Here is a 25,385-nt window from a genome sequence, read left to right on the forward strand (position 1 = left end):
GATAAAACGAAAATCATGGCGAAACAGGACGAGTTGGTATTCCTGCCTCTGGGCGGCGTTGGCGAGATCGGGATGAATCTCGCTCTCTATGGCTACGGCCCGCCCGAGCATCGCCAGTGGATCATGGTCGATTGCGGCGTCACCTTTCCCGGTCCCGACCTGCCGGGCGTCGATCTCGTGCTGCCCGATATCCGCTTCCTCGCCAATGAGCGCAAGAACCTCAAGGCGATCATCATCACCCATGCCCATGAAGACCATTACGGCGCACTCGCCGACCTCTGGCCGGGCCTCAACGTTCCGGTTTTCGCCTCCGCCTTTACATCGGGCTTGCTTGAAGCCAAACGCAATTTCGAGAAGGCAACGATCGGCGAAGTGCCGGTGACGCCGTTCAAGGCAGGCGATACGATCAATGTCGGCCCCTTCAGCATCGAAGGCGTGGCCGTCAACCATTCGATCCCCGAGCCGATGTCGCTGATGATCCGCACGCCGGCTGGCAACGTCATCCATACCGGTGACTGGAAAATCGATCACGAGCCTTCGCTCGGGCCTCTGACCGATGAGACTCGATTCCGCCAGCTTGGCGACGAGGGCGTGCTGGCGCTGATGTGCGATTCCACCAACGCCCTGCGCGACGGTGTTTCGCCCTCCGAAAAGGATGTGTCGGAAAGCCTGCGCAAGATTATCGAGGATGCCGAGGGCCGGGTAGCGATCACCACCTTCTCGTCGAATGTCGGGCGTATTCGCACCGTCGCCGAGGCTGCCGAGGCGGCCGGCCGCGAAGTGCTGCTGCTCGGCAGTTCGCTGAAGCGTGTCGTCGATGTCGCTAGCGATATCGGCCTGATGGAAGGGGTCAAACCTTTCATTTCCGAGGAGGAATACGGCTATATCCCGCGCGACAAGGTCGTCGTCATCCTGACCGGCAGCCAGGGTGAGGCGCGGGCCGCCCTTGCCAAGCTCTCCCGTGACGAGATGCGCAACGTGGCCTTTGCGGCAGGCGATATCGTGGTCTTTTCCTCGCGTGCCATTCCCGGTAACGAAAAGGCGATTCAGGATATCAAGAACGGCCTCGTCGAGCAGGGCGTGCATATCATCACCGATACCGAGGCGCTCGTCCACGTCTCCGGCCATCCGCGCCGCAACGAGTTGCAGAGGATGTATGAGTGGACCCGGCCGAAAATCGTCGTGCCCGTGCATGGCGAGGCGACGCATCTGACGGCGCATAAAGAGCTGGCAGAGCAATCCGGCATCGCGATCGTCCCGCGGGTGCGCAACGGCGATATCCTGCGGCTGGCGCCAGGTCCGGTCGAGGTGATCGGCGAAGCGCCGCATGGCCGTATCTACAAGGACGGCCTGCTGATCGGCGATTTCGACGAAATGGGTATCGGCGAGCGCAAGAAGCTCTCCTATGTCGGCCATGTTGCGGTCAACGTCGTGCTCGACGCGCGTTATGACATTCTCGGCGATCCCGATCTCGTCTCAATCGGCCTACCGGTTTATGATGACGAAGGCGAGGAGATGGAAGATACGCTCTACGATGCGGCGATCAGCGCCATCGAAAGCATTCCGCGCGCCCGCCGCAAGGATATCGACATGCTACAGGAGGCCGTGCGCCGTGCCATCCGCGCAGCCGCAAATCACGCCTGGGGCAAAAAGCCCGTTGTCACCGCCTTCGTCACCAAGGTCTGACCATGCTCGGCCGGGTAAACCATATCGCCATCGCCGTCCCTGATCTCGCAGCGGCGACGGCCGCCTACCGCGACACGCTGGGGGCCGCCGTATCGCAGCCGCAGTCTCTGCCGGAACACGGGGTCACCGTCGTCTTCGTCGAATTGCCGAACACCAAGGTCGAATTGCTGCAGCCGCTCGGGCAGGACTCGCCGATCGCGATCTTCCTCGAAAAGAACCCGTCCGGCTGCATGCATCATATCTGTTACGAGGTGGAGGATATCATCCTCGCCCGTGACCGACTGATCGTCGCCGGCGCGCGGGTGCTGGGTGACGGCCAGCCGAAGACCGGCGCGCATGGCAAGCCGGTGCTCTTTCTGCACCCCAAGGATTTCTTCGGTACGCTGATCGAACTCGAACAGGCCTAAATCAAATATAATCGGACGCGTTTTTCGCTGCGGCAGAGTGACCCGAAGACGGCGAAATGTTTCCTTCGCTTTGAGTTGGACCCTATTCCGCCGTATAAGTACGCCAGTTCCATGCGACACAGCGCTTCGCGCGTTCTGTCGGCAAGACACGACCGGGAAAGATAATGCTCCAGACCTTCCTTCAGGGATTCGCCGTCTACTTCATCATATGGTGGATGACGCTGTTCGCCGTTCTGCCGATCGGCCTGCGCACTCAGGCGGAAGACGACAATATCGTGCTCGGAACCGTGCCAAGCGCGCCCACCCGCTTTCGCGCAGCCTTCGTCTTTTCGCTGACGACGCTGATCTCGGCGCTGATCTATGGCATCTGGTATGTCTGCGACACCTATTTCGGCTGGGGCTTTGACGCCCTTCCACAACTCGGGCCTAGCTTCTATTGAGATAGCTTTTGCTCAAACTTTGAGCAGATGTAAAATTCAGGGAAAATTCGTTTCGTCATATTGGTGTCTTGCTGTTGCGGCAAGGAGCTCGCCTAACGGAATGAGAGGGTTCCCTTACGGAAGCCGTCTGGAGCTTGAATGGGAGGAGAGGGCGAAAAGCCAAAAAAAAACAAGGCTGGAAGCCTTGTTTTAAGTATCGCGTGATCTGTAACCGTTGCCGGGGCTGCGACGAGCGCGCCTAAGATCTGATCCTCCCAAGACTTGACCGCGAATTCGACAAGAATTTAGCTTCCTGCCTGTTTTGTGAGCTAAAACTAGCTCAAACATTGGGCTTTGTCATTAGCTTTTTTTGCATTTTTGCTACACACCAGCAAAATTTTTCTGTTGACAAGATTTTCGTTCAAGTCCTTATAAACACGCGCTTTTTTACGCCCTTTCATTTTGCGGGTGCGAACATGCGTGTCCGGGAGGCGGCCGACGGCAGTTGCGGGTTTCCTTCCCGCCGCGAAGCGGCTATGAACGCTCCCACATTCATAATGTATCTTCGATTCCGCTTGCCGGCGGGATCTCAACTGCTCCGGAATCGCCATGCGTCTGTCTCGCTACTTCATGCCCATTCTTAAGGAAAACCCCAAGGAGGCGGAAATCGTCTCCCACCGGTTGATGCTGCGCGCCGGCATGATCCGCCAGCAGTCTCAGGGCATCTATTCCTGGTTGCCGCTCGGCAAGCGTGTGCTCGACAAGGTCAACGCCATTATCCGCGAGGAGCAGAACCGCGCCGGCGCCATCGAGCTTTCGATGCCGACCCTGCAGTCGGCCGAGCTCTGGCAGGAAAGCGGCCGTTATGATGCTTACGGCAAGGAGATGCTGCGCATCAAGGATCGCCAGGACCGGCCGATGCTGTATGGACCCACCAACGAGGAGATGGTGACGGATATTTTCCGTTCTGCGGTCAAGTCCTATAAGGACATGCCGCTCAATCTCTATCATATCCAACTGAAGTTCCGCGACGAGATCCGGCCGCGCTTCGGCACCATGCGCTCGCGCGAATTCATGATGAAGGACGCTTACTCCTTCGATCTGACGCGCGAAGGGGCGGAGCATTCCTATAATAAGATGTTCGCCGCCTATCTCAGAACGTTCGACCGGCTCGGTCTCCGGGCCATCCCGATGCGCGCCGATACCGGCCCGATCGGCGGCAATCTCAGCCATGAATTCATCATCCTCGCCGATACCGGTGAATCCGAGGTCTTCTGCCATAAGGATTTCGTCGGTTTCGATATTCCCGGCGAAAACACCGATTTCGACAGCGTCGAGGGCCTGAAGGCGATCTTCGACAAATGGACCTCGCTCTATGCGGCGACCTCGGAAATGCACGACGAGGCGGCCTTCAACGCCGTGCCCGAGGGCGACCGCCTTTCGGCCCGCGGCATCGAGGTCGGCCACATCTTCTATTTCGGCACGAAATACTCCGAGCCGATGGGCGCGAAGGTGCAGGGACCTGACGGCAAGGAACACTTCGTTCACATGGGTTCCTACGGTATCGGCCCGACACGCCTTGTTCCCGCCATCATCGAAGCCTCGCATGACGACAACGGAATCATCTGGCCGGCATCGGTCGCACCCTTCGATGTCGTCGTCATCAACATGAAGGTGGGCGATGAGGCCTGCGACGATACGTGTGAGCTGATCTACGCCGCTCTGAAAAAGGCCGGCAAGGATGCGCTCTATGACGATACCGACGACCGGGCCGGCACGAAATTCGCGACGGCCGACCTGATCGGCGTACCTGTCCAGATCATCGCCGGCCCGCGTGCGGTCGCGAACGGCGAGGTCGAAGTGAAGGACCGCAAGACCGGCGCCCGCGAAACGATGACCATCGAAGCGGCGATCAACAGGTTCGTGGCTTAAGGAAACGGAGGCGAAATGGCGGAGGCAGCAGTGGACCGGAGTTCAAAATCCGGCTTGGGTCCGGCTGGCAAGCCATTTTCCACCTTTGAGCGTCTCGTGGCGTGGCGTTATCTGCGCGCCCGCCGCAAGGAGGCCTTCATCTCGGTGATCGCCGGCTTCTCCTTCGTCGGCATCATGCTCGGCGTCGCGACGCTGATCATCGTCATGGCCGTCATGAACGGCTTCCGCACCGAGCTCGTCTCGCGCATCCTCGGCATCAACGGCCACATGATCGTGCAGCCGGTCGACGGCCCCTTTACCGATTATCCCGACCTGACCGCCAAACTCGCCGCGGTGCCGGGCGTCAAGATGGCGCTGCCCTTGGTCGAAGGCCAGGTGCTCGCTTCGGCCCAGGCTGGGGGTAGCACCGGTGCTTTGGTGCGCGGCGCCCGCGCCGAAGACCTCACCAAGCTCAAAACGATCTCTAATAACATCAAGTCCGGCGACATGGTGGGCTTTGCCTCCGGTGAAGGCGTGCTGATCGGCACCCGCATGGCCGACCAGCTGGGTCTGCGCGTCGGCGACCTCATCACCCTGACCTCGCCGGAAGGCGACATCACACCGATGGGCGTCAATCCGCGAGTCAAATCCTACAAGATCTCCGGTCTGTTCGAGATCGGCATGTCGGAATACGACTCGTCGATCATCTTCATGCCGCTCGAGGAAGCGCAGCTCTACTTCAATGCGGCCGGGCTGGTGCAGTCGATCGAGCTCTTCGTCGATCATCCCGATGATATCGACGCGCTGAGGCCGAAGGTGGAAGAGGCGGCCGGCCGCCAGATCAATCTCACCGACTGGCGTCAGCGCAACCAGACCTTCTTCTCCGCGCTCCAGGTAGAGCGCAACGTCATGTTCATGATCCTGACGCTGATCGTGCTCGTGGCGGCGCTCAACATCATCTCCGGCCTCATCATGCTGGTGAAGGACAAGGGCAGCGATATCGCGATCCTGCGCACCATGGGCGCCAGCGCCGGGGCGATCATGCGCATCTTCTTCATGACCGGGGCGGCGATCGGCATCGTCGGCACGCTTGCCGGTGTGCTGCTCGGCGTTCTCGTCTGCGTCAACATCGAATCCATCCGCCAGTTCTTCTCCTGGATCTCCGGCACCGTGATTTTCAATCCCCAGGTCTATTTCCTCAGCCAGCTGCCGGCCGAGATGGATATCAGCGAAACGATCTCGGTGGTCGTCATGGCGCTCAGCCTCTCCTTCATCGCCACCATCTTCCCGGCATGGCGCGCCTCCAGGCTCGATCCGGTGCAGGCCCTGCGCTACGAATAAGGAATGCCGCATTCATGAATCGCAACGTCGTCCTCAAGCTTACCGGCGTCGAGCGCCATTACGGGCAGGGTGATACGCTGCTCACGATCTTGAAGGGAGCGGATTTTTCGCTGGCGAAAGGCGAGATCGTCGCCCTTGTCGCCCCCTCCGGCACCGGCAAGTCGACGCTGCTGCATGTCGCCGGCCTGCTCGAGCATCCCGACGGCGGCGAGGTTACCATCAACGGCCATGCCTGCGACGGCCTTTCCGATGAGAAGCGCACGGCGATCCGCCGCCGCGAGATCGGCTTCGTCTATCAATTCCACCATCTCCTGCCGGAATTTTCGGCGCTTGAGAACATCATGATGCCGCAGCTGATCGCCGGGCTGTCCTGGAAGGAAGCCCAGGAGCGGGCCGGGCAGCTCCTCGACTATATGCGCATCGGCCATCGCGGTTCGCATCGCCCGGCCGAGCTTTCCGGGGGCGAACAGCAGCGCGTTGCGATCGCCCGCGCCGTCGCCAATGCGCCGACGCTGCTTCTTGCCGACGAACCGACCGGCAATCTGGATCCGGAAACGGCAAGCTACGTCTTCGACGCGCTGGAGGCGCTGGTGCGCCAATCCGGCCTTGCGGCCCTCATCGCCACCCACAATCACGAACTCGCCGGCCGCATGGATCGGCGCGTCACGATCTCCGATGGCAAGGTCGTAGAGTTTTAGTCTAAGGTGATCACGGGATGACCAGCCCGCCGCGGTAATCGAGCACATAGGCCTTCCTGCCGGCGACCATGATGCATTCATGGCCGCTGAAACTCTCGCAGCCGCCTTCGCTGCGGTCGACATAGCGGCCGAACGGATGATCGAATTCCATTCCGCCAAGAAAGCGGCGCTCCCGATACATTGCCGACAGCGCTGCCTTGATCACCGTTCCGGCGGCACTGCCGTCGATGAGATCGGGCGCGACGACGCGGCCGAAATAATTCATCGCCCAGACGGGTTGGCGGGCAAACCAAACCACTTCCTGTCCGGCGAAGTCGGTGCCGCCGAAATAGCTGTCGAGATAATGCCAGTCGCCGCTCTCATACCCGATATCATGGGAACCCGACCGGCAGGGCGTGCGCGGCACTCCGCCGCCGACATAGGTCGCAGCCTTCGCCTCCACGATGAATTCGTTCAACTGCGCAATGTCGAGCATGTCATTCTCCTCTCGGCGGGATGCTGGCAAATATGCTGCGGCATGTAAAGAACATACAGAGAACATGCGTCGGAATTCAGTAAATCGACTTGGGCGGTGGCCTATCTGAACGGAATGGCGGAATCTGTCGAAGATTGGGAAAGGGGGCGGGCTGCTGCCTATCGAACCGAGCGCAGGCGCCCATGCGAATCGCCAAGCGCTTCGAGATTCTTCAAACGCAAGCGCAAAGGAAAAGATTCCTGTTGACATTAGAACATAGATGGAACAAATTGAAAACATAACGAGTAAAGGAGAGCCAGATGACTGACATGATCCGTGATATCGCAGCATTCACCTCCATCGCAATGTTCGTTGCCAGCTTCTCGCTTATTGTCATCGCAATCTAAAGTTTTCGGGGATCGCATGGCAGTCATGCGGTTCGCACGCGGGTCTTCTTCTGGACATCATCGCCCTCAATGCCGACAATGCATCCGATTCATTTCGGCTGATTGGGAAGGCATGTCATGGCGGAGACGGAAAAGGGTTCAATGGGTGAGACGACCGGCGGCACGCCGGGCTTCATCCACCTGAGGGTCCATTCCGCCTATTCGCTTCTTGAGGGCGCGCTGCCTCTGAAGAAGATCCTCTATAAGGCGACCGGCGACAGTCAGCCGGCGATCGCCATTACCGACACCAACAATCTCTTCGTCGCCCTTGAATTCTCCCAGAAGGCAATGGACGAGGGCCTGCAGCCGATCATCGGCTGCCAGGTCTCGATCGACATGGAAGACGGATTGGAAAGCGAAAAGCGCGGCGGTCAGCCGACCCTGATCAAGCTGCCGTCGATCGTTCTTCTTGCCGCGACGGAGGCTGGTTACGAAAGGCTGGTCGATCTCGTCAGCCGCGCCTATCTCGGCGGCGATAGCAACCAGGCCATTCATATCAGAACCTCCTGGCTGGAAGAGGCAGGCACGGAAGGGCTGATCGCCTTGACCGGCGCCCTGACCGGGCCGGTCGACGCAGCTGTCAGGGAAGGTCATTCCGCCCAGGCGGAAGCCCGGCTGCTCACGCTGAAGCGTCTCTTCGGCGACAGACTCTATGTCGAGCTGCAGCGGCACGGCACCTACGACAAGCGGCACGAGCAGAAGATCGTCGGGCTTGCTTACACGCATGACCTGCCGCTCGTCGCCACCAACGAGGCGTTCTTTCCGACCCGCGACGATTACGACGCCCATGATGCGCTGATGGCGGTTGCGCATAACGCCATCGTCTCCGACGACAGCCGTTTTCGCCTGACTCCGGATCACTACCTGAAGAGCCGGGCTGAGATGGCCAAGCTCTTTGCCGACCTGCCGGAAGCGCTTGAGAACACGATCGAGATCGCCAGGCGCTGCTCCTTCGTGCTGAAAACGCGAAAGCCGATTCTGCCGCGTTTCACGGGCGCCACCGACGATGCCGAGGAGGCGGAACGCGCCGAGGCGGGCGAATTGCGCCGTCAGGCGGTGGAAGGGCTGGACATGCGGCTTTCGACCCTCGGCATGTCGCCCGGTTATGAGGAAAAGGATTATCGCGAGCGGCTGGAGTTCGAGCTCGGCGTCATCGAGCGCATGCGCTTCCCGGGTTACTTCCTGATCGTTTCCGACTTCATCAAATGGGCCAAGCAGCACGACATCCCGGTCGGTCCCGGCCGCGGTTCGGGGGCAGGTTCGCTGGTCGCCTATGCCTTGACGATCACCGATGTCGACCCGCTGCGCTTCTCGCTACTGTTCGAGCGCTTCCTCAATCCGGAACGCGTCTCGATGCCTGATTTCGACATCGACTTTTGCCAGGACCGCCGCGAAGAGGTGATCCGCTACGTCCAGGCCAAGTACGGCCGCGAGCAGGTGGCGCAGATCATCACCTTTGGTTCGCTGCAGGCGCGTGCCGCACTTCGCGACGTCGGACGCGTGCTGGAAATGCCTTACGGCCAGGTCGACAAGATTTGCAAACTCGTGCCGAACAATCCCGCCAATCCGACGCCGCTTTCCAAGGCGATCGAGGAGGAGCCGAAGCTGCAGGAGGAGGCGGCGAAAGAACCGGTGGTGGCGCGGCTGCTCGACATCGCCCAGAAGATCGAAGGGCTTTATCGCCACGCCTCGACCCATGCCGCCGGCATCGTCATCGGCGACCGGCCGCTTTCCAAGCTGGTGCCGATGTATCGCGATCCGCGCTCCGACATGCCTGTCACCCAGTTCAACATGAAGTGGGTGGAGCAGGCCGGCCTCGTCAAATTCGACTTCCTCGGTCTGAAGACGCTGACGGTGCTGAAGGTCGCCGTCGATTTCGTCGCCAAGCGCGGCATCAATGTCGATCTTGCGGCCATTCCTCTCGACGACAAGCCGACCTACGAGATGCTGTCGCGCGGCGAGACGGTCGGCGTGTTCCAGGTGGAAAGTGCGGGCATGCGCAAGGCGCTGATCGGCATGAAGCCGGACTGCATCGAGGACATCATCGCGCTGGTGGCGCTTTACCGCCCCGGCCCGATGGAGAACATCCCGACTTACAATGCCCGCAAGCACGGCGATGAAGAGCTGGAATCGATCCATCCGATGATCGACCACCTGCTCAAGGAGACGCAGGGCGTCATCGTCTATCAGGAACAGGTGATGCAGATCGCCCAGGTCCTGTCGGGCTATTCGCTTGGCGAAGCCGACCTTCTGCGCCGCGCCATGGGTAAGAAGATCAAGGCGGAGATGGACCAGCAGCGGGAACGCTTCGTCGTCGGCGCCGTCAAGAACGGCGTATCAAAGCCGCAAGCCGACAACATCTTCGAACTCTTGGCGAAGTTCGCAAACTACGGCTTCAACAAGTCGCACGCCGCCGCCTACGCGATCGTCTCCTACCAGACGGCCTACATGAAGGCGCACTATCCGGTCGAATTCCTCGCCGCCTCGATGACGCTCGACATGTCCAACACGGAAAAGGTCAATGATTTCCGTCAGGACGCCAAGCGGCTCGGCATCGAGGTGATCGCGCCTTCGGTGCAGACCTCCTTCCGCCATTTCGAGACCGGCGACAATCGTATCTACTATGCGCTGGCCGCCCTCAAAGGCGTCGGCGAATCCGCCGTCGACCACATCGTCGAGGTGCGTGGCGACAAGCCTTTTGCCAGCATCGAGGATTTCTGCCTGCGCATCGATCCGCGCCAGGTGAACCGCCGCGTGCTCGAAAGCCTGATCTATGCCGGCGCCTTCGATTGTTTCGGCACCGACCGAGCCCAGCTGGCCGCCGGCCTCGACCGCATTCTCGGTTATGCCCAGCGCGCCCAGGAAAACAAGCTGAGCGGCCAGTCGGATATTTTTGGCAGCGCACTAAACTCAGGCCCGGAGAAGATCTCCTTGCCGCCCTATTCACCCTGGCTGGCATCGGAGCGGCTGCTCAAGGAATTTCAGGTGCTGGGCTTCTATCTGACGGCCCACCCGCTCGATTCCTACAGCAACATCCTGCAGAAGATGCGTGTGCAGACCTTTGCCGAGTTTTCTCAGGCGATCAAGCAGGGGGCTGCCAATGCGCGTCTTGCCGGAACCGTCATCTCAAAGCAGGAGCGCAAGACCCGCACCGGCAACAAGATGGGCATCATTGTCTTTTCCGATTCGTCAGGCCAGTTCGAGGCGGTGCTGTTTTCGGAGATGCTGAACCAGTATCGCGACGTGCTCGAGTCCGGGAAATCCTTCCTGCTGACCGCGACCGGTGAGGAGCGGCCGGAGGGTATCGGTCTTCGCATCCAGACGATCCAGTCGCTTGAGGAAAAGTCGCTGCAGATGCAGAAGGCGCTGCGCGTCTATGTCAGAGATTCCGGACCGCTGAAAATGGTTGCCGGCCATCTGAACACCAAGGGCGACGGTCTGGTTTCCTTCATTGTCATCAAGGAAGAGGGCAAACGCGAGGTGGAAGTGGCGCTGCCGGAGAAATACCGCATCACTCCGGAGATTGCCGCTGCCCTTCGCGCCGCCCCCGGCGTCGTCGACGTCGAGCTTGTCTGATCAACCCGGCTGATCCTGATCAACCCAGTTGATCGTGATCACCCCCGGGTGACAGTCATCACCCCCGGGTGATTGTGATGAAATCCGTGCCTTCGCCGGTTTCGCGGCCAAGGCCCGTATCGGAGATCGTCAACGTCGAGCCGGGCGAGATCAGCGCGTCGATCCTGCGGCGGGTTTCGTCGGGGATCGTGATGCGGCTCAGCGAAAGGGCAATCGGCTTGCCCATCACAATCGAGCTTTCCTGGCTGGCGATGCCGAGCCGTTTCATCGTCTCGCGGGAGAGATTGTTCTCGAGCGTGATGCCCAGCCAATCCGCCGTGCCGGCCTGTCCATCGACGGCATGCAGCGTGAAGAAATGCGTGCCGAGTGCCAGGCCCGGATCGGCGATCGTCACGGGAGCCTCGAAGATCGGCTTGAAGGCCTGCCGCACCATGATGACGCCGTTCGGCGGCTCGCCCTTGCCGGTTGCGGCATAGACGGATTTGAGCAACGCGTCGGAGACCAGGCTCCTGTCGCCGGCAAATTCCGTCGGCCGCAGCGTCTTGAAGGCGTTGATCGCCTGCACGGTCGACGGACCGAGCACGCCGTCAGGATCGCCGGCGGAAAAGCCGAGCTGATTGAGTAGCGTCTGGATGTCGATCACCGTCTCGCGCAGCGTGCGCCGCGTGATGAGCATGCTGATCGGCTCTGACGGCGGCTCGGCTTCATGCGTTGCAAGCGCCTGCACCATCGGCATCGGCATGGCGGCGGTATCGTTCATCGCCACCTGCACCGGCTTTTGCGGGCTGTCGGGTATGGAGGGCCGCAATTCGACATCCGAAAGCAGCGGCATCGCTGCCGGCGCATCCGGGCGGAAAAGGTTCGGATGGTCGATCGGCTGCGGCACCAATTCGTCGTCGCTGATGATGACGGGAATGCCGGGCTCGGTCATTCGGTAGAGCATTTTTGCGAAGGCGCCGGGCATGCGTACGCAGCCGTGCGAGGCCGGATAACGCGGCACGGAATTGGATTCGTGCAGCGCGATGCCGGACCATGTCAGCCGTTGCATGAAGGGCATCGGGGCGGCCGAATAGAGGTTGGATTCGTGGTATTTCTGCTTTTCGAGCACCGAGAAAATGCCGCTCGGAGTCGTATGGCCGTCCTTGCCGGTGGAGACCTTCGAGGTCGCGACGACCTCGGTGCCGTCATAAACCACAAGCGACTGCTTGTTCTTCGAGACGAAGATCTGCAGCGTGCGTGCATCCGCGGCAAGAGCAGGGTGCACGAGTGCGGTGGCCGACAGCAAGCCGAGGCCGAAGACGAGACGCGAGAACATGATACCCAACCATACGCAATACTGGTTCGGCACATTACGGGACGAAATTTAAGGAAGATTTTAAAACCCGGACTCGTCGGCTCGCCCGGAACGGTGCAGCGCTTCCGCAATAATGACACGCATAAGATAAAGGCAAAGCATGTCGCATGAATCAAAGTTTGAGCTGTCTGATTTAAAGCATTGGTTTCGTATGCATTTCTGATAACAGCGCGCACTTTTGCGCGAGATGTTCTAGTGATCGCGCTTGCCGCTGCCGAAGGTGTAGCCGGTCTCGACCGTGTTCTTGCCGAACTTGTCGCGCAGCTTGTCCATCGCCGCTTCGGCCGCCGCCCGGCGGCCTGACTGCCGGTCGATCAGGTCGGGCGGATCGGCGCGAGTGGCATCGCCGAGATCGGTGACGCCAATGCCGATCAGGCGGAATTTCGTGCCGTCTGTTTCCTTTTCGAGAAGCTCGAGGCCGATGCGGAAGATCCTGTCGGCAAGCTGGGTCGGGTCCTCGAGCTTGCGGTTGCGGGTGCGCGTCTTGAAATCGGCGCTCTTCATCTTCAGCACCACTGTCTGGCCGGCGATATCGTTTTTCTTCAGCCGCCAGGAAACCTTTTCGGAAAGATTGCGCAGGATCGGCACCAGATCGTCGTAGCGGGAGATGTCGTCGAAGAACGTCGTTTCGGCCGAAACGCTCTTGGCGGCATCGTTGAGATGCACCTCGCGGTCGTCGATGCCGCGCGACAGCCGGGCGAGCCGCTGGCCGATGCTGCCGTAGCGGCGCATCAGGTCGTTCTCCTCCATCTGCTGCAACTGGCCGATGGTGCGGATGCCATCCGCCTCCAGCGTCGCGGCAAAGGCCTTGCCGACGCCCCAGATGGTGGTGACGGGACGCGGCGCCAGGAACTCCACTGCTTCTTCACGGCCGATGACGGAAAAGCCGCGTGGTTTCTGCAGGTCGGAAGCGACCTTGGCGAGGAATTTGCAATAGGAAAGCCCGACCGAAACGGTAATGCCGATCTCCTTTTCGATGCGGCGAGCGAATTTGGCGAGCGTACGCGCCGGTGGATCGTGATGCAGCCTCTCCGTGCCGCCGAGTTCCAGAAAGGCTTCGTCGATCGACAGCGGCTGCACCAGCGGCGTCAGATCCTGCATCAGCGCGCGCACTTGGCGCCCAACCCGGACATATTTCTCCATGTCCGGGCGTATGACGGTGGCCTGAGGGCATGCCTCCAGCGCCTTGAACATCGGCATGGCCGAACGCACGCCGTGGATACGGGCGATATAGCAGGCAGTGGAGACGACACCGCGTTTGCCGCCGCCGATGATGACCGGCTTGTCGGCAAGTTCGGGATTGTCGCGCTTCTCGACCGCCGCGTAGAAGGCGTCGCAATCGATATGCGCAAGTGTCAGTCGATAGAGTTCGCGATGGCGCACCAGGCGCGGACTGCCGCAGGATAGGCAACGACGCGCCTCGCCCTTCTGCTCGGCAAGGCAGTCGCGACAGAAGCCGGGTGTCTTGTCAGGCGCGGGCGTCATGGTGAGAACAAAGGTTGAACGGCGCGACACTACGCCTTAAGCTTATGAGTCACAAGAGAGGACGGGAGCTTTGCCTTTGGATAAAGATTTTCGTTTCGAGCCGGTGACGGCAGACCGGTGGGGCGACTTCGAGACCCTGTTCGGCCCGCAGGGGGCTTTTTATAATTGCTGGTGTGTCGCGCTGCGCTTGCCGCATGCGGTGAGGACGACGATGACGGCCGACGAGCGCAAGGCGCATATGCGCGAACGGATCGGGGCGGGACCGCCGCCGGGGATTCTCTGTTATGCCGATGGCGGACCGGTCGCCTGGGTGCAGGTCGGGCCGCGCCACGACGTGCCGCAGTTCAATTCACCGCGCACCGCCTCGCGGCCGCTGGAGGAGGAGGATGCGCGTGATCCCTCTATCTGGGCTGTCAGCTGCTTCTTCCTGCTGCCGAAACTGCGCGGCAGGGGATTAAGTCATCGCCTGCTCGCCGGCGCGATCGACCATGCCCGGCGCCAGGGCGCGCGGCTGCTCGAAGCCTGCCCGATCGATCATGTGAAGCAGTCGAAATCGGTGACGCTCTGCATCGGCTCGACGGCAATCTTCGAGGCAGCTGGTTTCGAGACGATTGCCAGACGCAAAGACGGCCGTCCGCTCATGCGGCTGGAACTGTGCGGTTGACTGTGCCGGAAAGGAAATGGGCCTCGATCACCTCGGCCGCATGCGCCCAATCGGTGGCGCGGGTGATGTCATCGGCTGCCGCCGGCGCGAAACGATGGACGGGCGAGTCCGGCATCAGGTGAATGAGCAGGCAATCGGCCATGTATTCCCTGACCGAATGCAGATTGTGCGCCATATCGTCTATGAAGGCGACGGGAAAGGAGCGGCTGGCATGCAGTGCATGGACGATCGGCCCCTTGGGCTGCTCGCTGGCAAGCAGCGGAAAGAGCAGGCCGGCGCTGTCCAGCAGGCGGCGGCGCTGATCCTGGAACCGTGGCGGCATCGCCGTCAGGAAAAGGATATCGGCGACCTGCGAAAGTCGGCCGAGCGTTTCGACGACGCGGTCGACCGGCGTCTGCCACAATTCCTGCGCTTCGAAAAAATCTTCGATCAGCCGGCTGACCTGTCGGCCCTCGATCTCCGTGCCGTCCGCTTTCGAGACAATGTTGCCGTGGAGCCGGAACGATCGCGGCAGGAATTCGTGACCCAGGCTTTGGAGAAAAAGCTGGAAGGGGTCGATGAACCGCAGCACGACATCGTCGACGTCACAGACAATCAGCGGCCGCTCGCCGAGTCGGATGTGCGAAATATCGAGCTCTGTCACCCTCAGTATTCTCCCGAATCGAGCCCCGGCGAAGAGAAATGCCGCCAGGCGGCGGTTACCGTCTCCGGGCTGAGTCCGCTCGCCGTGCAGAAGGCCATCGCCGTCGGTTCGTGGTTCATCAGGAAGTCCATCATGCCTGAGAGGAACCCCGGATCGTTGACCGCGTTGCGCACCTGCTCGGGCGCCACGCCGGTGAGTGCAAGGAAGCGACCGAACATGTCGGGATCGGCGGCAAGCCAGCCGAGCACGGCGATCGCCGTCTCGTGCGGGTCGGCCGCCAGTTGTTTCGAAGTCTTGAAGTTGCTTTGCATTTCGAGGGGTAAGTTACCTTTTCTTCAACCAAATACCGCTAGCGTGCGCTATCGGTTTCACGGAGCTCTTCATCCGCATGTGCCTTTCTCATGGGACGAACCGCTGCGCGAACGGACGTAGGGACAGCTTGTCATGCCCAAACAGGTGATGATTGTAGAAGATAACGAGCTCAACATGAAGCTCTTTCGCGACCTCATCGAGGCGTCCGGCTATACCACGATCCAGACGAGAAACGGCATGGAGGCGCTCGATCTGGCGCGCAAGCATCGCCCCGACCTCATCCTCATGGATATCCAGCTTCCCGAAGTCTCCGGCCTCGAAGTCACGAAATGGCTGAAGGAGGACGACGAGCTGCACGTGATTCCCGTCATCGCCGTCACGGCTTTCGCGATGAAGGGCGACGAGGAGCGGATCCGCCAGGGCGGTTGCGAGGCCTATGTTTCCAAGCCGATCTCGGTTCCGAAATTCATCGAGACGATCAAGACCTATCTGGGCGATGCCTGACGCATCGGAAAGACGCTTATGACCGCGCGAATACTGGTGGTTGACGATATTCCGGCCAACGTGAAGCTGCTTGAAGCGCGGCTGCTCGCGGAGTATTTCGACGTGATGACCGCTGCCGACGGTCACGAAGCGCTGGCAATCTGCGAGCGCAACCAGGTCGACCTGATCCTGCTCGACATCATGATGCCCGGTATCGATGGTTTCGAGGTCTGCGAGCGGCTGAAGGCCAGTCAGAAGACCGCCCATATTCCCGTCGTCATGGTCACCGCACTCGACCAGCCTGCCGATCGCGTGCGCGGTCTGAAGGCCGGCGCCGACGATTTTCTCACCAAGCCGGTCAACGATCTGCAACTGATCTCGCGGGTGAAGAGCCTGCTGCGGCTGAAGACGTTGAGCGACGAACTGCGCATCCGCGCCGACACCGCTCATACGATGGGTATGGGCGATCTGATGCGGGCAGGCGAAGGCCGTGGCGACGAGGCCGGCCAGGTGTTGTTGGTCGATGGCCGCGCCAATTCGCAAGAGCGCATCGTCAGGGCATTGAAGCCCGTCGCCAATGTGCTTGCCCTCTCCGATCCGCAGGCGGCCCTCTTCGAGGCGGCCGAGAACATGTTCGATCTCGTCATCGTCAATGCCAATTTCGACGATTACGATCCGCTTCGCCTCTGCTCGCAACTGCGCTCGCTGGAGCGCACACGCTTCCTGCCGATCCTGATCATCACCGAGCAGGGCGCCGACGACATGGTCGTCCGCGCCCTTGATCTCGGCGTCAACGACTACATCATCCGCCCCGTCGATCCCAACGAGCTCGTCGCCCGCAGCCTGACGCAGATCCGTCGCAAGCGCTACAACGACCGTCTGCGCGCCAGCGTCAAGCAGACGATCGAGCTGGCCGTGACCGATCCACTGACCGGCCTTTACAACAGACGTTATCTCGACAATCACCTGAACGTGCTCTTCAACCGGTCGATGGCGCGGGGCCGGCCGCTTTCGGTGCTGATCACTGATATCGACCGTTTCAAGCAGGTGAACGACACCTACGGCCATGACGGTGGCGACGAAGTGCTGCGCGAATTCGCAAACCGCGTCCGTTCGACCATCCGCGGCGCCGATCTCGCCTGCCGTTACGGCGGAGAGGAATTCGTCGTCGTGATGCCGGACACCTCGCCGGAAGTTGCCGCCGCTGTCGCCGAGCGCCTGCGCGCGGCTGTCGAAAGCGCTCCCTTCATGCTGAAGCGCTCAAGTGAAGCCCTGAATGTCACCGCGTCCTTCGGCATCGCCTCGCGCATTGGCGCTGTGCTGACCCCGGACCAGCTGATGAAGCAGGCCGATCTTGCTCTTTACGAGGCCAAGAATACCGGCCGCAATCGCGTGGTCGCAGCGGCTGCCTGACGAATCACTTTGGGAGCCATATCGGCCATTTGCGGGTTTTCCACTGCGGTAAGCGGTTTATTACCGATATTTAACCTTCGCCTGTGCGACACAGGCCCAGATTTTTCCAGCCCGGTAGCCCAAAATGGACTCCCGGCGTTGCTGTGGATATGGTGCGGCGCGACAGTCTTCGGAATGCCGGAGCTCAGCCCAAAATGAAATGAAGACTATAAAAAACGCCCGCCGCCAACAGGGTCAAATAAAGTGTGGTGGCATCACCTCACGTAAGGGCAGGGGCTGCTTAAGTTAGTAAGTTATATTGTCGAACTTCTTCCAGCCCGTCGTCATTAGGCTTAGCCGTCAAGCAGAGCCGCCGAATCTTTGTATGTTCCAAAACTGGACTTTTAACCATAGAATCAAGCTCGGAAAATTCATCATTAAGAATTTGTTGATTTTCTTTCATTTCTGCGCAAATTATCGGCTCATAAAAGAAGCGCTCCCGCAGAGGAGTTGTCGATACCCCATGATGCTCAGGTCCGCCGCATCTCCTGGGTCGTGGGGTCGGTCGGCTAGTAGGCAAGTCATAACGGTTCCTCGTGCCGTTTTGCATGCTGGCCGACCCCCTTTCAAGAAAACGCCGCCACTTCCCGAAGATGGAAGGGCGGCGTTTGTCTGTTTGCGCTATCATTTCCAAGGCCATCTTCCAGGACAAAAAAACGCGCAACCCGGAGGCGCGCGCTTTTTGAAATCCGTCAGGCCAAGTGATTACTTGATCTTGGTTTCCTTGAACTCGACATGCTTCTTAGCAATCGGGTCATACTTCGTCTTCGTCATCTTGTCCGTCATCGTACGGCTGTTCTTCGTCGTGACGTAGAAGAAACCGGTGTCGGCTGTCGACAGCAGCTTGATCTTGATTGTTGTAGCCTTGGCCATGGTCGTCCTGCCTTTAAGAAATGAAAGCCGTGGAAGCCGGATGGGCTCCACGGCAAATTCTGGCGCGAAACTACGAATCCCGCCCGAAAAGTCAAGTCCGTTTTCGAACGAACATCAATCTGATGCCGGAAAGTAGGGCATAAAGGCCGAAGAAAGCGGCAATCGCCCAGGCAAAACCATTGTTTCCGGCGACGTCGATTGCTGCGCCGATCACCTGTGGCCCAGCCACGGTTCCCATCGCATAACAGAAGACGAAGGCGGCATTGGCGGCAGCCAGATCGGAGCCCGTCAGCCGCGAACCGAGATGGCTGAGGCCGACCGTGTAGAGGCCGGAGACGCAGCCACCCCAGAAGAGCAGCATCCCGGCCATCAGCAGCCAGTTGTTGACGAGGATCGGCAGCGTCATCGAGCCGATAAAGCCCATCAGCGCCATCCCTGCCAGAAGCGGTCGCTTGTCGCGGATGCGGTCGGAGAGCAGGCCGAGGGGAATCTGGAAGATGACGTTGCCGACGCCCATCATGGTGAGCAGCAGCGCCGCCTGCGATTCGGTGAAATGGGCGCGCACGGCAAAAATCGGAAAAAGTGACAGCCCGCCAGCTTCGACCGCGCCGAAGATGAAGACGGCAGCCGTCGCTGTCGGCACCAGCAGGACGTAGCGCATGAAATGCAATTCCGGCTTTTCCTCGAGCACCGGGCTTTCGTCACGGGCGATGAAAATCGGAATGGCGGCAAGCAGGATGGCGCCCGCGCCGACCAGGAAGGGAAAGATGCCGTCGCTGCCGAGTATCGAAAAGAGCAGGGGTCCTGCAGCGAATCCGAGGGAAAGCACGGTCGCATAAATGCCGAGAACAAAGCCGCGCTTGGATGGCGGCGAGGCGGCGTTGATCCAGAATTCGGAGAGAATGAACAGCGTCGTCGTTGCGCCATGGAAGGCGAAACGTAGCGGAAACCACATCCAGAAATCCTCGGCATAATAGAAGCCGAGCGCACTCAGCGCCGAAATCAGCACCGCCCAGAGCATCGTCGGCGCAACGCCGTATTTGTGGGCGAGCTTGGTGGTAACGGGTGCCGCGGCCATCGCCGAGATCCCGGCCATCGCCGTGTTGAGCCCGATCAACGTGGATGAGATGCCGCGTTTTTCGAGGATGATGCTGAGAAGCGGGAGTCCGAGACCGATTGCTATGCCGACGGCTGAAATGGACGAGATGGCTGCCACCAGAGAAGGCCAATGGATTTCTTCGACATCGCCCGGTGTGCCGGTTCTCGGCTGAGACATTTATCCATCCTTAGAAAGCTGCGCGAGCGAATCGACCTCTCGTCTCACATAGAAGGGACACAGATGTGCCAAATCCAGGTGACGGGCGGCGTTTCGCAGTATTTCCGATGTGATCTGCGGAATGTAAAGCCTGTTCAGACAAGAAAAGCTTACCGTGTCAAGTCGTTGAAGATCGTTGACTCCCGCGTGTCGGTGGTGGTCGGTGGAGCGCTGGCACTACACGCTAAATATGTCTGGAAGGTGAAGGCGCTCAATCCGGCCGGCGGGGAAGCTCGTAATCATCGGGACTGTCGCTCTCGCCGCCGAAACCATGCATGCGCAACGCCCATTGCAGGCCGATGACGCCGCCCTTGATCGGCTGGATCGAGGCGATCGCGGCGATGACCGTGATCGGCGCCCATATGGCAAGATGGACCCATACCGGCAACACGAAGGTCAGATCGGTCAGCATGTAGCCGCCGACGAGGACGTGGCCGAGGACCAGGATGACGATATAGGGCGGCAGGTCGTCGGAGCGATGGTGATGTATCGCCTCGCCGCAGGCGCCGCAATGATCGACCGGTTTCAGGAAGGCGCGGAAGAGCTTGCCGTTGCCGCAGGCCGGGCAGCGGTTCAACAGCCCGCGCATGATGGAACGCCCGAGCGGACGCTCGGCTTCGGGTCCATCCCCGTAGCGGACGACCGGATCGGTCGGTGTGTTCATTGCATCTTCCTCTTTCAGGCAAAAAGCATGAAGCGCCGCAATGGGACCATTGCTGCTTTCGACCCCGTGGCTTAGCGGCGCCCGCGCGGGGGACGCGTTCCCGGTTTCTTGCGGACCTGTCCCCTGTCGCGGCGGCCGGCCTTATGGAAGGAACGCACCGCCGTCGGCATCTCGCGTCCTTCGCTCAGCATCTCGAAACGCAGCGCGCCGGCCAGCGGAATTGCTTCCGCAAGCTTCACTGTGACGCTGTCGCCAAGACGATAGCCGAGGCCCGTCTTTTCACCCGACAGTGCCTGATGCGCCTCGTCATAGATGAAATAATCGGTCCCGAGCGTAGATATAGGAACGAAACCGTCGGCGCCATAGTCCGGCAAGGTAATAAAGAGCCCGGATTTCGTAACTCCGGAGACGCGGCCGGCAAACTCCTCGCCGACGCGGGTGCTCAAATGATGAGCGATCAGCCGGTCGATGGTCTCGCGCTCGGCCGCCATCGCCCGGCGCTCGAAGGTCGAGATTTCGGCGGCGATATCGTCGAGCGAGGCTTCTTCGTCGGGGGTGATGCCGCCTTCGCCGAAGCCGAGCGAACCGACCAGCGCCCGATGCACGATGAGATCGGCGTAGCGGCGGATCGGCGAGGTGAAGTGGGCGTACTTCATCAGGTTGAGACCGAAATGGCCGATATTCTCGGGGCTGTAGATCGCCTGACTCTGCGAGCGCAGCACCATCTCATTGACCATGGTCTGGTGTGCCGTGCCGTCCGCCTTGGCAAGGATGCCGTTGAAGCTGTTGGCGCGCATATTGCCGCCCTTGGCGAGCGAGATGCCGAGTGTCGCCAGGAACTCGCGCAAGACTTCCTGCTTGGCAAGCGTCGGGCCGTCATGAATGCGGTAGACCAGCGGCTGACGCTTCTTCTCGAGCGTCTCGGCGGCGCAGACATTCGCCTGAATCATCATCTCTTCGATCAGCTTGTGCGCATCGAGCCGCGGCGGCACGAAGACCCGGTCGACCGTGCCGTCCGGTTTCAGCAGGATCTTGCGCTCCGGCATGTCGAGTTCCAGCGGCTGGCGCCGGTCGCGTCCGCGCTTCATTACTCCATAAGCGTGCCAGAGCGGTTTCAGGATCGGCTCGAGCATCGGTCCGGTCTGATCATCCGGTCTTCCGTCGATCGCCGCCTGCGCCTGCTGATAGGAGAGCTTGGCGGCACTCTTCATCATGATGCGATGAAAGGTATGGCCGATCTTGCGGCCTTCGCCCGAGAAGCTCATGCGCACGGCGATCGCCGGGCGGTCGACGCCTTCCTTCAGCGAGCAGAGATCATTGGAGATGCGCTCCGGCAGCATCGGCACGACGCGATCGGGGAAATAGACCGAGTTGCCGCGCTTCAGCGCCTCGCGGTCGAGCGGCGAATTGGGGCGGACATACCAGGAGACGTCGGCGATCGCGACGGTGACGATAACGCCGCCGGCATTGTCGGGCGAGCGGTCGATCTCGGCGTAAACTGCGTCGTCATGGTCCTTGGCGTCGGCCGGATCGATGGTGATCAGCGGCACGTCGCGCCAATCTTCACGATGCGCCATCGTCGCTGGTTTTGCCGCTTCCGCCTCGGCGATCACGGCCGGCGGGAAGATATGCGGGATGCCGTGTGCATGGATCGCGATCATCGAGATCGCCTTTTCCGAGCCGACCGAGCCGACGACGGAAAGGACCTTGGCGCGCGGCAGGCCGAAGCGCCCGAGGCGCGCAACTTCAATCTCGACCAAGTCGCCATCCTTGGCGCCGCCGGTATAGTCGGGGTCGATCACCATCTCTTCGCCGCGCCGTTCGATTGGCAACAGGCGGCCGCCGCCGCCCGGCGCGCTGCGGAAAACGCCCATCGCCGCACCGCGGCGCCTGTCGATCACCTTGATGATACGCGCTGTATAAGCCGGCCCGCCGCGATCGACCGCCGGGAAGATCTTCGCCAAGATTCGGTCGCCGAGCCCGGCGACGGGCGCCTTGCCCTTACCCTGGCGGCCTGCCGGCGATTGCTGACGGATGGCGACGGCAGGCGCCACACCCTGCTCCTCTGGCCATTCCGCCGGCCGGCCGATCAGGTCGCCGTCCTTATCGCGCGTCGTGATATCGAGAACGGTGACGGGCGGAAGAGCGCCGGGACGAATGAGCGACTTGCGGCTCTTTTGCAGCATGCCTTCCTGCTCGAGCTCCTGCAGCATGTGCTTGAGCTCGACGCGACTGTCACCTTTCAGCCCGAACGCCTTGGCAAGTTCACGCTTGGAAGCCTTCTGCGGATGATCGGCGATGAAACGCAGGATCACTTCCCGCGAGGGCAGCGTGCCGTGGACGATGTTCAGCGGTTCGACGGCGGAAATATCCCTGCCGGCGCGGCCGATCTTGCCCGGGCGCTTGCCCGCGGGGTTCGTTCTGTCGCGCGGTGTCTTGCTCACGTCAGCTCTTTTTCGATTTCGCGGGCGCCTTCGCCTTCGTTGCCTTCGGCTTGGCGGCCGTCTTGGTTGCCTTGGCTTCGGCGGCGGCCGCCTTCGGCTTGGCTTTCGCCCTGGCCGTCTTGCCGGCCGGGGCCTTGCCGGCCTTTTCGGTGATCAGCGCAAGCGCCTCCTCGATGGTGATCGCCTGCGGATCCTTGCCCTTCGGCAGGGTCGCGTTGACCTTGCCCCAGTTGACATAGGGGCCGTATTTGCCGTCGCGAACGGTGATGGCGCCGCCGTCGGGATGGTCGCCGAGCGTCTTCAGAGCTGCCGGCGTACCGCGCGCGCCGCGGCCCGGCGCCTTGTTGGCTTTTTCGGCAATCAGCGTCACGGCTCGATTGAGGCCGACGGAGAAGACATCCTCGACGGTCTCCAGATTGGCGTAGGAGCCGTCATGCAGAAGGAACGGCCCGTAGCGGCCGATGCCCGACGAGATCATCTTCCCGGTTTCGGGATGTTTGCCGATATCGCGCGGCAGCGAGATCAGCGCCATCGCCTTTTCATAGTCGATATCCTCAGGCTTCCAGCCCTTCGGCAGTGAGGCGCGTTTGGCCTCCTTGCCGTCGCCGCGTTGGATATAGGGTCCGAAGCGGCCGGAACGCAGCGTCAGTTCCTCGCCGGTCGTCGGATCGGTGCCGAGGCTCTTCGGCTCGTTGAGCGCGACACCCTCCGCTTCTCCGCCGTTTTCTGAAGAAAGCTGGCGGGTGTAGTTGCATTCCGGATAATTTGAACAGCCGACGAAGGCGCCGTATCTGCCAAGCTTCAGGGAAAGGTTGCCAGTACCGCAGACCTGACAGATCCTCGGGTCGCCGCCATCCTCGCGCTTCGGGAAGACGAGCGGCGCCAGCGCCTCGTTCAAAGAATCGAGCACGTTGGTGACGCGCAGTTCTTTCGTGTCTTCGATCTGCGCGAAGAAATCCTTCCAGAAATCGCGCAGCACCTGCTTCCAGTTCAATTCACCGGCGGAAATTCGGTCGAGTTTCTCCTCGAGGTCGGCGGTGAAATCATATTCGACATATTTGGTGAAGAAGCTTTCGAGGAAGGCCGTCACCAGCCGACCCTTGGCCTGCGGGATCAGCTTGCGCTTGTCGATCGTCACATAGTCGCGGTCGCGCAGCGTCGCCAGTGTGGCTGCATAGGTCGAGGGACGGCCGATGCCAAGCTCTTCCATCTTCTTGATCAGCGAAGCTTCCGAATAACGCGGCGGCGGTTCGGTGAAATGCTGGGTCGAATTGATCTTCTGCTTGGCGAGCGTCTCGCGCGCATTGATCTCCGGAAGGCGACCATCCTCGTCGCCGTCGTCGCTCTGCTCGCCGTCCTCCTTCTGGTCGGTATAGGCGGCGATGAAGCCGTCGAAGCGGATGACCGAACCGACCGCGCGCAGGCCGGCCTTCTCGCCCTTGTTCTCGGCTGTGATTTCGGCCGTCGTGCGCTCGATCTCGGCCGAAGCCATCTGGCTGGCGATGCCACGCTTCCAGATTAGCTCGTAGAGCCTGATCTGGTCGGCGTCGAGGAATTTGCGCACGCGGTCCGGAGAGCGGTAAAAATCGGTCGGGCGGATCGCCTCGTGCGCCTCCTGGGCGTTCTTCGCCTTGGTCGAGTAGAAGCGGGCCTTCTCAGGCAGGTAGCGTTCGCCGAACTGGTCGAGGATGGCACGCCGCGCTGCGTCAATCGCTTCGGGGGCCATCTGAACGCCGTCGGTTCGCATATAGGTGATAAGGCCGACGGTCTCGCCGCCGATATCGACGCCCTCATAGAGCTTCTGAGCGATCTGCATCGTGCGCGAGGCGGAGAAGCCAAGATTGGAGGAGGCGGCCTGCTGCAGCGTCGAGGTGGTGAACGGCGGTCCCGGGTTGCGCTTGACCGGTTTTGCCTCGACCGTGTCGACGATATAGCTGGCGCCTTCGAGCAGGGCCTTCAGGCGGCCCGCATCCTCGCCGTTGCCGATCGCGCGCGGCTGCAGTCGCTTGCCGTGCGCAGAAACCAGCCTGGCCTCGAACTCGTCGCCGCGGGGAGTCTTCAGCAGCGCCGAAATGTTCCAGTATTCTTCCGATATGAAGCGCTCGATCTCGGATTCGCGGTCACAGACCAGACGAAGCGCGACCGACTGGACGCGGCCGGCCGAACGCGCGCCCGGCAGCTTGCGCCACAGCACCGGCGAAAGATTGAAACCGACGAGATAATCGAGCGCGCGGCGCGCTAGATAGGCGTCGACCAGCGGCACGTCGATATCGCGCGGATCGGCCATCGCATCGAGGACGGCCTTCTTGGTGATTGCGTTGAAGACGACGCGCTTGACGGACTTGCCGTTCAGCACCCGCTTCTTGTTCAGCATGTCGAGGACGTGCCAGGAAATCGCTTCGCCTTCGCGATCGGGGTCGGTCGCGAGAAACAGCCCGTCGGAGGACTTCACCGCATCGGCGATGTCCTTCATCCGCTTGGCCGAAGCGCCGTCGACCTCCCAGAGCATTTCGAAATCCTGATCGGGAAGAACGGAGCCATCCTTGGCAGGCAGATCGCGCACATGGCCGAAGGAGGCGAGCACTTTGTATCCCGAACCCAGATACTTATTGATCGTCTTGGCCTTGGCAGGCGATTCCACCACTACAACATTCATGATGATTCTCTAAAAACAGCTACGCCGGCGTGGAAGCCAGCGCAACGCGCAGCGCAACATTGGATACCGGCCCTCCGACATGGACAGGGAAATCGCTGCGGT

At 60.9% G+C, this 25,385-nt stretch carries 21 protein-coding genes; 10 read left to right on the forward strand and 11 right to left on the reverse strand.

Features of this window, described 5'->3' with window-relative positions:
- Positions 1-15: 15 nt before the first annotated feature.
- The 3 genes from AMK02_RS08205 (at position 16) to AMK02_RS08215 (ending at position 2,533) form a co-directional block, all read left to right on the forward strand.
- Positions 16-1,686: a ribonuclease J gene (locus AMK02_RS08205; protein ID WP_064801841.1), complete on the forward strand. Its 1,671-nt coding sequence runs from the start codon at positions 16-18 to the stop codon at positions 1,684-1,686.
- Between the two features lie 2 nt (positions 1,687-1,688).
- Positions 1,689-2,093 (forward strand): methylmalonyl-CoA epimerase, encoded by a 405-nt coding sequence (gene mce, locus AMK02_RS08210; RefSeq protein WP_064801843.1) that lies wholly within the window; start codon positions 1,689-1,691, stop codon positions 2,091-2,093.
- A gap of 164 nt (positions 2,094-2,257) precedes the next feature.
- Positions 2,258-2,533, forward strand: coding sequence for a DUF1467 family protein (locus AMK02_RS08215; RefSeq protein WP_064801844.1), 276 nt, complete (start codon positions 2,258-2,260; stop codon positions 2,531-2,533).
- Positions 2,534-2,847: 314 nt separating this feature from the next.
- Here the strand turns inward: AMK02_RS08215 and AMK02_RS31665 are convergent, their stop codons facing one another.
- Complete coding sequence (locus tag AMK02_RS31665) at positions 2,848-3,123, reverse strand: hypothetical protein (protein WP_167377188.1); 276 nt, start codon at positions 3,121-3,123, stop codon at positions 2,848-2,850.
- Here AMK02_RS31665 and proS point away from each other — a divergent pair.
- The 3 genes from proS to AMK02_RS08230 are packed head-to-tail and all read left to right on the forward strand — an operon-like array spanning position 3,122 to position 6,462.
- Positions 3,122-4,444: a proline--tRNA ligase gene (gene proS, locus AMK02_RS08220; RefSeq protein ID WP_064801846.1), complete on the forward strand. Its 1,323-nt coding sequence runs from the start codon at positions 3,122-3,124 to the stop codon at positions 4,442-4,444. The genes AMK02_RS31665 and proS overlap by 2 nt on opposite strands.
- A 15-nt stretch (positions 4,445-4,459) precedes the next feature.
- Positions 4,460-5,764, forward strand: coding sequence for a lipoprotein-releasing ABC transporter permease subunit (locus AMK02_RS08225; protein ID WP_064801848.1), 1,305 nt, complete (start codon positions 4,460-4,462; stop codon positions 5,762-5,764).
- Positions 5,765-5,778: 14 nt separating this feature from the next.
- Complete coding sequence (locus AMK02_RS08230; protein ID WP_011424942.1) at positions 5,779-6,462, forward strand: ABC transporter ATP-binding protein; 684 nt, start codon at positions 5,779-5,781, stop codon at positions 6,460-6,462.
- 10 nt (positions 6,463-6,472) lie between these two features.
- Here AMK02_RS08230 and AMK02_RS08235 read toward each other — a convergent pair whose 3' ends face one another.
- Positions 6,473-6,937 (reverse strand): DUF5680 domain-containing protein, encoded by a 465-nt coding sequence (locus AMK02_RS08235; RefSeq protein ID WP_064801850.1) that lies wholly within the window; start codon positions 6,935-6,937, stop codon positions 6,473-6,475.
- Positions 6,938-7,440: 503 nt separating this feature from the next.
- Here AMK02_RS08235 and dnaE point away from each other — a divergent pair.
- The gene (gene dnaE / locus AMK02_RS08240; protein ID WP_064801852.1) at positions 7,441-10,938 is read left to right on the forward strand and encodes a DNA polymerase III subunit alpha; all 3,498 of its coding nucleotides are present in this window, start codon (positions 7,441-7,443) and stop codon (positions 10,936-10,938) included.
- 58 nt (positions 10,939-10,996) lie between these two features.
- On the opposite strand, the gene AMK02_RS08245 is transcribed toward dnaE, so the two are convergent.
- Positions 10,997-12,253: a L,D-transpeptidase family protein gene (locus tag AMK02_RS08245; protein ID WP_064801854.1), complete on the reverse strand. Its 1,257-nt coding sequence runs from the start codon at positions 12,251-12,253 to the stop codon at positions 10,997-10,999.
- A gap of 231 nt (positions 12,254-12,484) precedes the next feature.
- Positions 12,485-13,777 (reverse strand): DNA polymerase IV, encoded by a 1,293-nt coding sequence (locus tag AMK02_RS08250; RefSeq protein ID WP_064801856.1) that lies wholly within the window; start codon positions 13,775-13,777, stop codon positions 12,485-12,487.
- Between the two features lie 76 nt (positions 13,778-13,853).
- Between AMK02_RS08250 and AMK02_RS08255 the strand changes: the two genes are divergently transcribed.
- Positions 13,854-14,441: a GNAT family N-acetyltransferase gene (locus AMK02_RS08255; protein ID WP_064801857.1), complete on the forward strand. Its 588-nt coding sequence runs from the start codon at positions 13,854-13,856 to the stop codon at positions 14,439-14,441.
- On the opposite strand, the gene AMK02_RS08260 is transcribed toward AMK02_RS08255, so the two are convergent.
- Both AMK02_RS08260 and AMK02_RS08265 read right to left on the reverse strand, forming a co-directional pair.
- Positions 14,416-15,084 (reverse strand): hypothetical protein, encoded by a 669-nt coding sequence (locus tag AMK02_RS08260; protein ID WP_064801859.1) that lies wholly within the window; start codon positions 15,082-15,084, stop codon positions 14,416-14,418. The genes AMK02_RS08255 and AMK02_RS08260 overlap by 26 nt on opposite strands.
- 2 nt (positions 15,085-15,086) lie before the next feature.
- Entirely contained in the window at positions 15,087-15,395 is a 309-nt protein-coding gene (locus AMK02_RS08265) for a DUF3572 domain-containing protein (RefSeq protein WP_064801861.1), read from the reverse strand.
- 133 nt (positions 15,396-15,528) lie between these two features.
- Here AMK02_RS08265 and AMK02_RS08270 point away from each other — a divergent pair, with 133 nt between their 5' ends.
- Both AMK02_RS08270 and AMK02_RS08275 read left to right on the forward strand, forming a co-directional pair.
- Positions 15,529-15,900 (forward strand): response regulator, encoded by a 372-nt coding sequence (locus AMK02_RS08270; RefSeq protein WP_003547430.1) that lies wholly within the window; start codon positions 15,529-15,531, stop codon positions 15,898-15,900.
- Between the two features lie 18 nt (positions 15,901-15,918).
- The gene (locus AMK02_RS08275) at positions 15,919-17,292 is read left to right on the forward strand and encodes a PleD family two-component system response regulator (RefSeq protein WP_064801862.1); all 1,374 of its coding nucleotides are present in this window, start codon (positions 15,919-15,921) and stop codon (positions 17,290-17,292) included.
- Between the two features lie 744 nt (positions 17,293-18,036).
- On the opposite strand, the gene rpmG is transcribed toward AMK02_RS08275, so the two are convergent.
- The 5 genes from rpmG to topA all read right to left on the reverse strand — a co-directional run bounded on the left by rpmG (position 18,037) and on the right by topA (position 25,283).
- Positions 18,037-18,204, reverse strand: a complete 168-nt coding sequence (rpmG, locus tag AMK02_RS08280; RefSeq protein ID WP_003587245.1) for a 50S ribosomal protein L33 — start codon at positions 18,202-18,204, stop codon at positions 18,037-18,039.
- Positions 18,205-18,295: 91 nt separating this feature from the next.
- Positions 18,296-19,480, reverse strand: a complete 1,185-nt coding sequence (locus tag AMK02_RS08285) for an MFS transporter (protein WP_064801864.1) — start codon at positions 19,478-19,480, stop codon at positions 18,296-18,298.
- Between the two features lie 250 nt (positions 19,481-19,730).
- Entirely contained in the window at positions 19,731-20,183 is a 453-nt protein-coding gene (locus AMK02_RS08290; protein ID WP_064801865.1) for a DUF983 domain-containing protein, read from the reverse strand.
- Positions 20,184-20,254: 71 nt separating this feature from the next.
- A complete protein-coding gene (gene rnr / locus AMK02_RS08295) occupies positions 20,255-22,627 on the reverse strand; it encodes a ribonuclease R (protein WP_064801866.1) in 2,373 nt (790 codons plus the stop codon).
- A gap of 1 nt (position 22,628) precedes the next feature.
- Positions 22,629-25,283 carry a type I DNA topoisomerase gene (gene topA, locus AMK02_RS08300; protein WP_064801867.1) on the reverse strand — a complete coding sequence of 885 codons (2,655 nt, stop codon included), beginning with the start codon at positions 25,281-25,283 and terminating at the stop codon, positions 22,629-22,631.
- Positions 25,284-25,385 lie beyond the last annotated feature (102 nt).

This window comes from Rhizobium sp. N731 (genome assembly GCF_001664145.1).
GTDB classification, from domain to species: Bacteria; Pseudomonadota; Alphaproteobacteria; order Rhizobiales; family Rhizobiaceae; genus Rhizobium; species Rhizobium esperanzae.